Consider the following 14,700-nt stretch of genomic DNA (forward strand, 5'->3'; position numbering starts at 1 on the left):
TATGAACACCGAATTGGTAGCCCGCTTGACCGAGCAATGGCGTGATGCGCTCAGTGCCTATGTGATTCATCACGTCATGCCACAGCGCCTGGATGCTGGCCCGCTGAACATGATCAGCGCCGAGCATCTGGATCACTATTTCATGCTCGATACCCAGGTGTGCGCGGCAGTCAGCACCTCGTACCTGGCGGAGGCGATCGCCTGTACCCAGACCTACGTCAACGCGATCTTCAACAACCTCGAGCCTGGCTATCGCGCGACGTTCGACGAAAAGCTGGTCACCTTCTGGCGTCAGGGCATGTCCAACTACTCGGTGTGGGCGGCCTACCAGATGCTGGAGGACTATCCGGAGAACTACATCCGCGCCGACCTGCGCCTGGACAAGACCAAGCCCTTCCAGGCACTGGAAGATGCCCTGGGGCAGGCGCGCATCTCAGATGCCTCGGTCAGCAGCGCGGTGCTCGCCTTCCTCCGGCAGTACGAATTCCAGAACAGTATCCGCGTGGTCTCCGGCTACATCGATTACCGCGACGAACAACGCGATGGCGATCACTTTGAAGGCTACACCTACGCCAATTCCGACTATTACCTGCTGGGCAGGGATCCAGAGGGCCAGTATTACCATCGTCGCGTGAGCGTCCGGCTGGACCAGGATTCCCAGCGCATCGCCCCTGACGCCTGGTCGGAATGGGAACTGGTCGGCATGCCCAGTGGGCACACCGTGATTCAGGCGCGACTTGTGCTGCTGTGCGGGCGACTGCACCTGGCGTGGCTGCACCACCAGCCGCCGCTCGAGGTGGAGCAGGATTCCGCCGCCCGGACCTACCCGCTGAGGCTGGAAATCATTTACCTGGGCCTGGACAACATCTGGTCGACTCCCGAACTGCTCTGGAGCGCGCAGGTCACCACCGAAGATGGCAACTTCGATCCGACGGCCTATGAATTGCTGGCACTGGCCATTGCCGGCGCAAGAGGCAGCGACGATCAACTGCTGGTGGCCTGCGCCAGCCCCAAGGCCGATGGCAGCTACACCCACCACTTCAACGTGTGGCGCGATGTGCTCAAGCGCCCCAGAGGATCGTTCGACGAGCGCATGGCCGGCTCGTTGCTCGGTGATTTTCGCAGCGAGCCGGGCAAGCTCAGGTTGCAGCGACGCCTGAGTGCGCGCGACAAGTGGGTACGCAAGGTCACCGCCGCTGCGGGCAACGACAAGTTCGTCGGGCTGGAGGCGCAACTGAGCAGGCAGGACGACAAGTACCAACTCCATGTGCGGACCTATTCGCTGGAGCGGCGCAACCAGGGGCGGCTGCATGCGCTGTACTGCTCACGGTTCGTCAATACACCCGGTGCGCAAAGCGTCAAATGCCAGGTGTCGATGCAGGACACGCTCGAGGTTCAGTTGTTCTGCAGCATGTTGACACTACCGACCTTCGACGAACTGGTGTTCAGCCATCCGTCGTTGAGCGACGCCGCCACCTTCACCCGGGCTGACTTCAAGCCGGAACTCGGTGGTCAAGGCGTAGCCTTTCTCATATGGGTGGCGCGTCGATCGGTGAAGCTCGACAAGGCCATGAGCCTGGAGGATCTGGCACCGCAGGCGGTTCGCGAGGGCGCCGGCTTCGAGGTGGCGATCGATGCAGCAACGCCTGTCCCGCTGAGCGACCCACAGAACCACGTGGCGATCGCGTTCGAGCCTGTCACCGTGAAGGCGGTCAAGGTGAAGGCCGCTGAGACCGAGCTATGGACAGGCGACTGGTCGCTCACAGGTGCAGCGACCAGCGGTTGGCTCGTCAGTGCTGTGGATGACAGCGCAGATGAGGTCAAGATCACCGTCGATGCAGGCGATAAAACGTCCACCTTCACGGTCACGCTGGCCGCTTCCCAGGTGCTGGCCAGGCCGCCGGCACCGTTGATCCATCAGCAGTCCAGTGGCACCGATTTCCTGGTGTTTGCCGGTATCGGCGGCAAGGGCGCGCCGCTGGCGGTACGTCTGAACTCCCAGCATGTGCCTGACCTGATCAATCGGGCCGAGGCGTCTACCGAGTCGGTATTCGCCTGGGATGCCCAGCACCAGCAGGAACCGGCCTTCGTGGCGAAAGCAAAGGCGCGTCAGCTCCAGCAGTGGCGCCCAAGCGCTACGGACCCCGGCATGAGCATCGACGATGCCAACGGCATGTATTTGCGCGAACTGTTCTTCCATGTGCCGCACCTGATCGCTTCGCGGCTGCACGAGGAAGAGCGTTACGACGAAGCGCGCCGGTGGCTGGCCCTGATCTTCGACCCTTACCGCAAGCGCGAGGCCACCGAGCACCCCGGCCAGGATTACTGGAAATGTGCCTGGTTGATGCTCGAGGACACGGCAGCGCCGGGACTCGAGCATGAGCTGAGCGACCCGCATGTGATCGCGCTGCATGCGCCGTCGCATTATCGCAAGGCGATTTTCATCCAGTACGTCACGCTGCTCATCGACCAGGCAGACAGCTTCTATCGTCAGCAGACCCGCGATAGCCTGGCCCACGCCTGGCTGCTCTACCGGATGGCTATCAGCCTGATGGGCGAGGCGCCCCAGGCACGCTCGGTGAGCACCTGGCAATCTCCCAGCGTTTCGCAGTTGCTGGACGCCAGCCCTGGCGATGAACGGCTGCTGGGCTTGGCCTCGGTCGTCGAGCCCAGCGAGCTGCCCAAGCACCTGAACACATTCTTCTGGGCCGGCGTGGCCGTGCACCCGGCATTTCGTCTGCCGGTCAACCAGAAGCTGCTCGATACCTGGCAGTTGCTCGACGCGCGCCTGTACAACCTGAGGCATTTCCTGACGCTCGATGGACAGCCCATGGAACTGCCGCTCTATGCGCCGGCCGCCGATCCATTCGACCTGCTCGCTGCACGCATGAGCGGAGGCTCCGGGTTGTCCCGGCCCATGGGTAACCGCACGGTGGTACCGCCTTATCGTTTCCGCACATTGGTACTCAAGGCCCACGAAGCGGTGGCGGCACTCATCCAGTTCGGCGAGCAACTGCGCAGTTACATGGAACTGGAGGAGCGCACCCAGCAGGAGGTGCTGCAGTTCCGGCACGCGGCGCAGATCGCCCAGTACGCCATCGCCATTCAGGAGCAACTGCACGAGCAGCAAAAGCACAACGCGCAGGTGTTGCAGATGCAGCGCACCGGTGCCGAGCAGCGGGTGGATCATTTCTCGGCGCTTTACGAAGAAAACGTCACGGTCGGCGAGGTGGCCTTGCAGTGGCTGCACACCGCAGGGCGGTCTACCAGCAATGTCGCCAGTGCCGCCATTGGCGCGTCCTACCTCACCGATCTGGTGCCGAAGATCTTCGGCCTGGCCAACGGTGGCATGGAGTACAAAGGCCCGCTGATGGCACTGGGCTACACCACCGAGGTCGTCGCCAATATCGCGCTGACCGCGAGTGATAACCTGCGCGACACTGAAACCTGGCGCCGCCGTCGCCAGGAATGGGATCTGCAGCGCAAGACGGCGCAGCATGAACTGCGCGTCATCGACAAGCAGCTCGAGGCCCAGCAGCACGGCACGCTGGCCGCCGAGCGCGCGCTGGCCCACAGCCGCCAACTGCTGGCCCAGGCTGAGCAGACCTACACCTTCTACCAGAACCGTTCGAGCAACGAGGCGCTGTATCGCTGGCTGCGTTCGCAAGCCACCGCCTGGCATTCGACGCTCTTCGATGTGGCGGTGAGCCTGTGCAACAGTGCCGAAGCCTGCTGGCAGTACGAGACGGGCCAGTACCAGAAGCGCGTGATTCGTCCGCCGGTGTGGCAGGCCGACCGCCATGGGCTCAACGCTGGCGGGGAGTTACGCCTGGACCTGATGCGCCTGGAGTCGGAGATGCTGCTGCGCGGCGAGCGGCATTTGGAGGTGCGCAAGACCGTATCCCTCCACGCCCTGCTCGAACTCGATCTGGTGATGGACAAGACCGGTACCCCCCTGGACTCCTGGGCCGCGATTCGCAACGCCCTGACTGACGACGGCGAAATCAGCTTGACCCTGTCGCAGCGCCTATTCGACCTGGATTACCCGGGCCACTACCTGCGCCGTCTGCACAGCGTGGCGTTGTCGCTGCCTGCCTTGCTGGGGCCTTATCAGAACATCCGCGCCACCTTGGCGCAGAAGCGCAGCCGCTTGCTGATCCGGCCCGACATCGAGGGCGTGAAGTTCCTCCATGGCGATACAGACGTGGCGACGGCGCCGCAAAGCGTGATGATGAGCCTGCGCGCTCAGCAGCAGGTGTGCCTGTCCTCGGCGCAGCAGGACATGGGACTGGTCAGCGGCACGGATAGTGATGACCGCTACCTGCCGTTCGAGGGCACCGGAGCCGTTTCCGACTGGACGCTGCGCTTCCCGCGTCACGCGCAACAGAGCGAGATGATCGAGAGCTTGAGCGACGTTGTTCTGGAGGTCCGCTACTACGCGCTGCATGGCGGTGCTGAGTTCGAGGATCAGGTCGAACAATTGCTGTGCGCCGACGCCTCTGGCGCGGCCCCCGAGGCTGCTCAGCAGGGGAAAGGCCGTGACTGAACAAAGCCCCCAGGACCTGCAACCGGACGCGTCCGCCGAGCGCCCGGCGTTCTATACACCGCCTGCGCTGCCCAAAGGTGGCGGCACGGTCTCGGTGGGCGGCGGCATGCTGTCCAGCGCCGGACCAGACGGTGCGGCCGGTTGGCACCTGCCGCTGCCTTCGCCCAGAGGCCGAGCCTTATCGGCCAGCTTGGCGCTGAACTATTCCAGCGCCGGCGGCAACGGTGCTTTCGGCGCGGGGTGGGAGTACGCGCTGCCCGCGGTGGCGTGCACGACACGCTTCGGTTTTCCGCGCTATGACGGTCATGACCGCCTGGTCGGTCCGTCCGGGGGCGAACTGCTGAGGGCCGCTGAGCCCCGACGCGCCACCCGCCTGCCGTTCAGCGCGACACCTGCGGGGTATGCCGTCACTCCGTGGACCGAGCGTGTCGGTGGGCTGGACTCGCGCCTGGAGCATTGGCAGGCCGAAGAGGATCCCGATGGACCAGGTTTTTGGCTGCAGTACCTGGCCGACGGCAGTCTTTCGCTGTATGGCTGGTCGGATTCGGCACGCCTGTTCGCGCCTGGCGAGCCCGGGCATACCGCGTGCTGGTACCTCGAAGAGCAGGTGTCCGCACGTGGCGAGCATGTGGTGTATCGCTATCGCTCGGAGGACGAACAGGGCTGTTCGCAGCAGGAGCTCGAGGCCCATCCGCGGGTCGTCAATGTTTATCCGCAGGCGGTGTACGCCATGAATGCCACGCCCTGCGAAAGCCTGCTCATTCCGGCGCAGGCGTTCGACGAAAATGACTTCCTGACCTTCACCGTGTTCGACTATGGCGAGCGCGGCGCCGATCCTGAGCAGGTTCCGGTGTTGGAACCCGCGCAGTCCTGGCCGGTTCGCGACGACTGCCACTCATTCTGGCGTTACGGCTTCAATGTGCGTCTTCGTCGTCTGTGCCGTGACGTGCTGTTGTGGCACCGTACCGCGCGGCTGGACGGGCAGGCAGACCCGACACCCGAACTGGTTGCACGCCTGCACCTGGAATACGACAGCAGCCCAGTGGCCAGCATCCTGGTGTCCGCAACACAACTCAGCGCCGATGTCGATCTGCGCTTGCCCCCGCTGGAGTTCGAGCTGAGCCGTCCGGGCCGGGCAGTGCCGCAGTGGGAGGCGCTGCCTGAGCTGGAGGGTTTCTGGGCCGACGCCTGGCAACTGGCCGATCTTCACGGTGATGGCGTGCCGGGGTTGCTGTACCTGGACGAGCACGCCTGGCACTATCGCGCGCCCCAACGCGGCGATGGCGAAGACTGCATCACCTGGGGCCCGCCCGAGCCGCTGCCGCAGGTGCCGGCCATTGGCCGCGCCGACTTGATGGACCTCGATGGCGATGGTCGCCCCGAGTGGGTGGTTACCGCAGGTGGCTTGCAGGGCAGCTTCACGCTCGGTACGGACGGCGCCTGGAGCGGCCTGGTGCCGATCGCGGCGTTGCCCAGCGAATACGATCATCCACAGATGCGCCTGGCCGACCTGACCGGCGACGGCCAGTCTGACGTGGTGATGTTGCGCGCGCTGGGGCCGCGCAGCGTGCGTCTGTACCCCTCGGCGGGCAATCGCGGCTGGCTGGCGGCGCGGTCCGAGCAGTACCACGGCAGCGTACCGCTGCCCTCGCTGGACCAGTCATTGGTGGTCTTCGCCGATCCTGCCGGCAGCGGCCAGGCACACCTGGTGCGCATCACCGGCCAGGGGGTCACCCTGTGGCCCTCGCTGGGCTACGGCCGGTTCGATGATGCGCTGCGGATTCCCGGATTCGAGGTGGCCGACTTCAATCCCTCGCGGGTGTTTTTGGCCGACACCGACGGCGCGGGCACCACCGACATCCTTTACCTGCAGCCCGATGGGATTCGCGTGTTCGTCAGCCAGTGCGGCAACCGCTTCGTGGAAGGCCCTTTCATCAAAGCGCCGGACGGCCTGGTCCTGGACGACACGTGCCAGGTGCAAGTCGTCGATGTGCGCGGGCAGGGCACGGCCGACCTGTTGCTGACCGTACCCGCTCACGGCGCGGACAATGCCCCGCGCAGTTGGCTATACCGCTTCAACGAGCGGCGTCCCTGGTTGCTGCACACCATCGTCGACAATCTCGGCAGCCGCACCGAGCTGGATTACCGCAGCTCAGCCCAAGCCTGGCTCGACGAGAAGGCAGCCGCGACGCATCGCACGGGCAGCGCACCGGTCAGTCATCTGCCGTTTCCCGTGCACACCCTGAGCCGGGTGACCACGGTGAATGAAATCACCGGTGTCATGCTTGGCAGCGAGATGCGCTACCTCGGTGGCGTCTGGGATTCCAACGAGCGTGAGTTCGCCGGTTTCAGGCGCCTGGTCCAGACCGATACCCACGCGCTGGTTGATGCATCGGCCACCCATCTGTCACCGCCGACGCGGGTCCTGAGCTGGTTTCACTGCGGGATCGAGACGCTCGATGAGTTGGCCGAAGAGGCTTTCACCGACATGGACGCTGTGTTCCCCCAGGGTGAGGTGCGTTTGACCCAGGGTGCCGGCGACGGTGAGCACCCCTTCAGTCCGGAGCCGGCGCTACGCACATGGCTGTACCGCGCACTGCGGGGGCAGTTGCTGCGCCGGGAGGTGTACGGCCTGGATGGTCAGGCCCAGGCCGACAAACCCTACAGCGTCGAGCGCCCGCGTTGGCAGATTCGCGCCTGCGTCACGGCTGACGACCTGCATCCGTCCGCTCTGATCACCGCCGTGCAGCATCTGGGCTTGAACTGTGAGCGCTATCCGCAGGATCCCCAGGTGGATCAGGCCATCGTCTTGCGACAGGATCGGTATGGCAATGTGCTTGAGAGCGTCACCGTGAAGTATCCACGCCTGCTCGATCCGGCGGCGCTGGCCCGAGAGGAGGTCGAGCGCAAGATCTACCCGGCCAGCCTGCCGACCGGGCTGATCGAGGCCAGTTGCGACGAGCAGCAATATGACTGCTGGGTGAGCCTCAGCCGCGCCACGGTGCACAACCGGGTCAAGGACGACGACTTCGTGATCGGGCTGCCAGGCGCCATGCGCCGGGACGTGGTGCATTTCGCCCAGGCCCAAGTGCCCGAGGGTGGCTTCACTGTCGAGTACCTGCTCGAGCACGGACTGCCCCTGAGTGATCCGGCGCGCACCGTCCTGGCCAGCTACGAAAAGACGGTGTGGCGTCAGGCCGACGGCAGCGGCGCCAGCAGCGAGCCGTCGCGCCAGGCACTGCGGGCCTACACCCGCACCGCGATGCTCGACAAGGCCTCGCTCGACGTGCTGCGTCCGGCGTTCGACCTGACTCTGCTCGGCGTGTTGCAGGATGCGCTGGCCAATCCGTCCAGCGACCCGGCGGTGCTGGGGCGCCTGCGTAGACGCCTGCCGGTGGTCGAACACGCCGTCACCTATGGGCTGTTGCTGTCCTATCTGCAACAGGCGCCTGACGACCGTGCGGCGTCGCAGATGCTGCGCCAGGCGCTCAAGCACGTCATTTCGGTACAGGCCCTGCGTGATCGGCTGCTGGACGAAGCCGCCGAGGCGCTGCCTGAGGGCCTTCACAGCGCGCTGCGCAAGGAAAGTCGTGTACCTGACGCCGCGCTAGGGTCGGTGCTGGTCTGGTTCGGCGCACAGCACGCGCAAGACGCCGCTGTCTTGGCCACGCTGCACGGTGCGCTGGTCAGCGCGCTGTCGGCCAGCAGCGCCGACGCACTGTTCTGCCGAGCGCTGTTGGCCGCGTTGCAACGTGCATCGTCTTCGCCTGCACGCACGGCAGCCGAGCAGGCCTGGTTACTGGCCGTGCGGCAAGAGCTGGATCGTCCGCTGCAGGAAGAGACACTGCCTGAACTGCTCAAACGCGGTGGCTATATCGCCATGGACCGGCCGCTGGATGCCGAGGAATTGGCCGACGCCGCCGATCCCGATGGGCTTGGCGCACCCTGCATTGCGGGTGAGCCGCTGGTAGAGCAGGCCTATTGTGGTCATCACGGCATCAGCCATTACCAGGACGCTCTGCATTTCTGGCAGCCTGACCGTCTGCAGGACAGTACTGTCACAGGGCCGAGCCAACTGAGCTACAGCGCGCACGATGTGGTGGTGGTGAAGGTCTGCGATGCCGCCGGACTGACATCGACCATCGAGGCGCACGACTGGCGTTTTCTGCAACCGGTGCGCATCCAGGATGCCAACGACAATCTCAGTGAGGTGGCCCTGGATGCCTTGGGCAGGGTCTTGCATACCCGCTTCTACGGCACGCAAACCGCAGCGGGCAGCGATGAGGCGGTGATGACCGGTTACTGCTCGGGCCGTCCGTTCACGCCGCCGCCGACCGTGGCGGACGCCCTGGCACTCAACGACAGCAAAGGCGTACCGGTGCATACCGCCTTCACCGTGGTCGCCGACAGCTGGATGCCGCTGGCGCTCACCACCGACGGTAGCACCCACCCCGCGCGTCGGTGTGGTGCCTTGGCCTGGCGGCGAATGGCAGCCCGGCTAAGCGCCAACGGCCTGGGACCCTTTGCCATGGTTGGGCGCACGCCGCCGCATACCGTGCAAATCCTCAGCGACCGCTACGACGATGACCCCGAACAGCAGGTGCGCGTTACCGTGACCCTGACGGGGGGAGGGCAGTTGTTGCAGACCGCGGTGCTCAATCCTCCCGGTGAAGCGTTCGTGCGTACCGAACAGGGCGCGTTGCTCGCCAATGCGCAGGGGGGCGCAGTCAGTCGTGATGCGGCTGTGCGTTGGGCGGTCAGCGGCAAGACCGAGTACGACAACAAGGGCCAGGCCGTGCGTGTCTGGCTGCCGTTCTACTTGGATGACTGGCGCTGGGTCAGCGACGACAGCGCCCGAGAGGGCATCTATGCCGACACCCACTATTACGACGCGCTGGGTCGCGAGTACCGCGTGGTGCGGGCGGCAGGCGAAGAGGTCGAGGGGCAATGGGCGAACTACGAACGACGTGTGCAGCAGTACCCCTGGTTCACCGTGTCCGAAGACGAGAACGACACTTGGCTGGAGGTGATCGAGCAGGCCCGACTCAGGGCCCGTAGCACAGTGCAGTGAGCCTGGTCGCTGGCGACTGTCGTGCCCGGTCAGGCGCAACCCTCGATGAACTGACGACCCTCAGGGGCGATATCTATCTGGAGAATGACATGAGCCCACGCACACAAGCTGGAGCCACGCCCGACGCTTCCGCTGATGCTGATCAAGACACCCAGGGCCATTCGGTGCTCAAAGCGCCGTTTCTGCAGCAAGCGGATTTCTCTGCCAACGGGCCCTGGCGCAGCTTGGGTCAGTTGATCGATTTCAGCGACGGTGGAGACGGTTCGACCTACCTGGGTATCCAGCGCAACGAGCGTGTCTGGCAGGACATCGATCTGCCCGTCGCGCCGCAGGCTGACGGCGCGCGGCCGCAGTACTGGCTGGGTTGCGACTACGCCTTGAGCAATTTCAAGGAGTGCCTGGTGACGGTTCATCTGCTCGAAGACGGCAAGGAAGGGGCACAAGTGTTCATCGAGCGTTTGCAGGGCCAGGGGACGCTGGAGGATGAACCTCTGGCCCCTGGCGCTGCGCCGACCTGGCATCGCATGACGCCGCGGCTCGTCCCCTTGCCAGTCGATGCGACGCGGTTGCGCGTCGCGTTCGACACCCGACTGGAGGGCAAGATCACTTCCAGGCTGTATCTGCGCCAAGTGATCTCGCAGCTACGCTTGCCTGAGCTGTCCTCGGCCAGCACGGTCAAGCTGGTCCTGGATCCAGGTGGGAAAAATCAGATCGAACAGACGCGCCAGCCGTTCCTGTTGTGCCATGGCGCTGAGCATGTCTTGCAGGTCAAGGCGGCGGCCGGAGACGCCTGGTCGGGTCAGCCTGTGAGTCTGATCTGGATGGACGACAATCAGCACCCGCCGAGTGCCTTCGGGCTGAGCGCCAGGCCACCCTTGAACCAGAACGCGGGCGATCAGGACGATCGTTACCAACCGCTGGACGAGGGTGACGGTGCCCAATGGCAATTGCAGGCGGGCGCCACCGCTGCTCAAGCCGGTGAGATCGGCCTTGGCCTGGGCAGCTACTGGCAAGCGCCGCGATTCGAGTTGAAGGCGCAGCTCGGTGATTTCCGCCATGACCTTGGGGGTATCGAGTGGGATGGCGTTGTCCCGGTGGTCGAGTATGGCAATAGCACCCAATTGAGCGTGATGCTGCACAACCTGTTCGCCCCTGAGCGCCCGGCCGTCGGCAGGCCGGTCAAGTGGCTGTTGAACGACACGCTGTTCGCCACCCAGCCCACTGATGCCAAGGGGCTGTCGAGCATCGAGTATCTGCCCAAGCCCGGCGACGAAGGCGTTGACAATAACGCGGTGTTCAAAGCGGTCTACGAAGACGAACTGAAGCAGGTCAGTGAGCAAGTGCAGAAACTACCGGTGTTCGCCGTGTCGCCGTGGGGGGCCGAGCTGGAGGTGCTGTTCGAGGGCAAACCTGTTACCGACTTCGAAAAAATAGGCCTGTTGTTGACACGCCAGACCGAGGTCAATCTGACCCTGAAACCGAAAAAAACGGACAGCTTTTTCATCGGCAAGCCGATCCTTTTGCGCTGGCCCAACGGTAAGCCTGAGCGAGGGATCACGTTCACGCCTACTGCCGCGCAGACGATGACAGAGCAGGGCATCAGTTGGACACTCAAGGGGGGCACGGACTCCGGGACATTCGTACTGGAGACCGCGACGGACGATCTGTCGGCACCGTTTTCTCTCAAAGGTGTGCAACTATCTGCCGAACTGGGCGATGAAGCGGAGTTGAAACTACAAGGTGCGGCCGTACCGAATCCTGCGATCTTTCGTCGTGAACAGCCAGTCACGTTGACGTTGCAACCCAAGGCCGATAGTCCGTTAGGTGGACTCGGCTTGAGCGTCTACCTGGAATTCGTGGGCCGCAGCCTGGGCGCCCCCGATATGATAGCGGCGCCCTTGTATGGCCACGGCCGTGCGCTCGACGCACATGGGGTGGAATGGGTGCTGCAAGGGGGCCAGGCCAGCGGTGACTTCGGGGTGAGGGTGGTCGTCTCCGATCGCGTATTTTCCAAGACGCTGGAAATCGACCAGGCGTTTTTGCTTTCCACTCATTTGAAAGATGAAATCAATGTCTCGAGTCTGAGCATGGGTGTCAACGAGTTCCTGGTTGTCAAGCGGCCGTATAAGGGACAAGGACAAGTGCTGTTCGCTCGCCCCAAAGCCGAGAGCCCCTTGAATGTCTTCAAGACGCCATGCTGGTTAACTTTCACAGCCCATACCCTGCCCGCCACGCTGATGAGTGCGCAGCCCGAATTCGGTGACAAGCGTACGTTGGAAGCATCGAACCTCAAGTGGACGTTGACGGGCAACGCCTATTCCAGTGGTAGCTTCGAATTGACCATCCATGCGGAGGGGTTCGATCAACCCTACAGGATCCGATGCCTGCTGCTCGCTGATCGCTTCGAAGACGAATTCTATGTCACTTCTGAGGGATTCGACTCTCGCTATGACGATGAGATGGCACTCAAGGTGATCACTTCTGAACCTGACTTTACACTGCACCCGAAAAACGATTTGGGATGGCCAGAATCGATAAACGTCAGTGTCGACTTTATTAAAATCACCCTAGAGGAACAATTCGTTCAAATGTATCCGACTTACAGAGTACCTGTAAGTTTAGAGTTTACTCGGGCACTCTGGGCGGCTCAGTCCATTACCAAGAAGGGTACTTTCGTACTTGAGTTCAGATCTGACGTGCAATCAGACCCGCTTTACATCCCTTGCCACGTGCTATAGGGGGCTGAGTCAAAGAGTGATCAGCACGAAGGCCAGGACCGGGATGGCCACGCGGATTCGAGTGAGCAATGTGCACGGATCCACAGATGTGCCACCTTCTGTGGATCCATGCGTACATCACACACTCAGTCGTTACCCGGAGCCCATCACTCCTGCTCGCGCTGTAACACCATCAACACCACCGAACGTCCGGTGACATCGAAGGTACTGTCGAACGCCATCGGTTTGGCCTTGCGTTGCTCCGGCTGGTCAGTATCGATCAGACAGCTCCAATGTTCACCTTGCGGCACGCTGGGCAGTTTGAACGGCACTACGTCATGGTGAGCATTGACGATCAGCAGCACGGTGGCCTGGTCGCCAGGACGGGCGATACCGCTGACCTGCGCACGACCGTCGATCAGCATACCCAGGCATCGGCCATGGGGATCCTCCCATTGCTCCACGCCCATCTCGTTGCCGTCGGGTGCTAGCCAGGTGACATCCTTTACACCGATCGCTTCGTTGTAGTCGCCCACCAGGAAGTTGGAACGGCGCAGCACCGGATACTCATGGCGCAGCTTGGTCAGGCGCTTGACGAAGGCCAGCAGGGCCTGGCCTTCCTCGTCCAGGTCCCAGTTGATCCAGCCAATTTCGCTGTCCTGGCAGTAGGCGTTGTTGTTGCCGTGCTGAGTGCGACTGAATTCATCGCCCGCCACGATCATCGGCGTACCCTGGGACAGCAGCAAGGTGGCGAAGAAGTTACGCATCTGACGCATGCGCAACGCCTTGATCTCGGCATCCTCGGTCGGACCTTCAACGCCGCAGTTCCAGGAGATGTTGTTGCTGGTACCGTCCTGGTTGTTTTCCTCGTTGTCCTCGTTGTGCTTGTCGTTGTACGACACCAGGTCGCGCAACGTGAAGCCGTCGTGGGCGGTGATGAAGTTGACCGACGCATAGGGGCGCCGACCCCGATTGTCGAACAGATCGCCCGAACCGGTCAGGCGCGCAGCGAAGTCGGCCAGTTGGCCTTCGTCGCCTTTCCAGAAGGCGCGGGCGGTGTCGCGGAAGCGGTCGTTCCATTCGGCCCAGCCGGGCGCGAAGTTGCCCACCTGGTAGCCGCCTGGCCCACAGTCCCAGGGTTCGGCGATCAGCTTGACGCTGCGCAACAACGGGTCCTGGCGGCAGGTGACGAGGAAGCTGTGGCGCTCGCTGTAACCGTCGTGGTAACGGCCCAGAATGGTCGCCAGGTCGAAGCGGAAGCCGTCCACATGCATCTCGCCGGCCCAGTAGCGCAGCGAGTCGGTGACCAACTGCAGCACGCAGGGGTGGCTCAGGTCCAGGGTGTTGCCGGTGCCCGAATCGTTGATGTAGTAGCGCTTGTCGTCAGGCATCAAGCGATAATACGAAGCGTTGTCGATGCCGCGCATGGACAGGGTCGGACCACGCTCGTTGCCTTCGGCGGTGTGGTTGTAGACCACATCGAGAATCACCTCCAGGCCCTTCTCGTGAATGTGCGCGACCATCTCCTTGAATTCGGCGATCTTGCCACTGGCCAGGTACTTGGGGTGCGGCGCGAAGAACGCCAGGCTGTTGTAACCCCAGTAATTGTTCAGGCCTTTGTCCAGCAGGTGCTGGTCGTTGACGAAGGCGTGGATCGGCAGCAACTCGATGCTCGAAACGCCCAGGTCCTTGATGTGCTTGAGCAGCTCGTCGTTGGCCAGGCCCGCGAAGGTGCCGCGCAGGTTTTCCGGAACCGCGGGGTGACGCATGCTGATACCGCGCGCGTGAGCCTCGTAGAACACAGTCTGTTCCCAAGGAATCTGCACGCGCTGGTCGCGGCCCCAGGTGAATGCTGGATCCACGACCTTGCACTTGGGCACGAAGGGCGCGCTGTCGCGCTCGTCGAACGAAAGATCGTCGTCGGGGTGGCCGAGGGTGTAGCCGAACAGTGCCTCGGACCATTTCAGCTCACCCACCAGTTGCTTGGCGTAGGGGTCGATGAGCAGCTTGTTGTGGTTGAAGCGGTGGCCATTCTGCGGCTCATAGGGGCCGTACACGCGGTAGCCGTAGACCAGTCCTGGGTGAGCATCGGGCAGGTAGCCGTGGTAGATCTCGTCGGTGTATTCCGGCAGTTCGATGCGCTCGAGTTCGTTCTCGCCGCTGGCGTCGAAAATACACAGCTCGACCTTGGTGGCGTTGGCCGAGAACAGGGCGAAGTTGACGCCCAGTCCATCCCAGGTGGCACCCAGCGGGAAGGGCAGGCCTTCACGAATACGGGTTGGCGCGACGGAACGGGTTTTCTTTGGGGTGCGTGCGGTCATGGCAGCTCTCGTCTAGCCAAACGAATGGAATAGGGTTAGGCGTCG

Annotated in this window: 4 protein-coding genes; 3 read left to right on the forward strand and 1 reads right to left on the reverse strand. The window is 63.3% G+C overall.

Features of this window, described 5'->3' with window-relative positions; translation table 11 throughout:
- Window position 1: 1 nt before the first annotated feature.
- The 3 genes from Q7C30_RS11225 (at window position 2) to Q7C30_RS11235 (ending at window position 12,355) form a co-directional block, all read left to right on the forward strand.
- Complete coding sequence (locus tag Q7C30_RS11225) at window positions 2–4,546, forward strand: neuraminidase-like domain-containing protein (protein WP_317871538.1); 4,545 nt, start codon at window positions 2–4, stop codon at window positions 4,544–4,546.
- Window positions 4,539–9,617, forward strand: a complete 5,079-nt coding sequence (locus Q7C30_RS11230) for a SpvB/TcaC N-terminal domain-containing protein (protein WP_317871539.1) — start codon at window positions 4,539–4,541, stop codon at window positions 9,615–9,617. The genes Q7C30_RS11225 and Q7C30_RS11230 overlap by 8 nt, the downstream gene beginning before the upstream one ends.
- Window positions 9,618–9,706: 89 nt before the next feature.
- Window positions 9,707–12,355, forward strand: coding sequence for a hypothetical protein (locus Q7C30_RS11235; RefSeq protein ID WP_317871540.1), 2,649 nt, complete (start codon window positions 9,707–9,709; stop codon window positions 12,353–12,355).
- A gap of 146 nt (window positions 12,356–12,501) precedes the next feature.
- On the opposite strand, the gene glgX is transcribed toward Q7C30_RS11235, so the two are convergent.
- Window positions 12,502–14,655 carry a glycogen debranching protein GlgX gene (gene glgX / locus Q7C30_RS11240; protein WP_317871541.1) on the reverse strand — a complete coding sequence of 718 codons (2,154 nt, stop codon included), beginning with the start codon at window positions 14,653–14,655 and terminating at the stop codon, window positions 12,502–12,504.
- Window positions 14,656–14,700: the final 45 nt, after the last annotated feature.

It is taken from the genome of Pseudomonas sp. RAC1, from assembly GCF_030658255.1.
GTDB classification, from domain to species: domain Bacteria; phylum Pseudomonadota; class Gammaproteobacteria; order Pseudomonadales; family Pseudomonadaceae; genus Aquipseudomonas; species Aquipseudomonas boreofloridensis.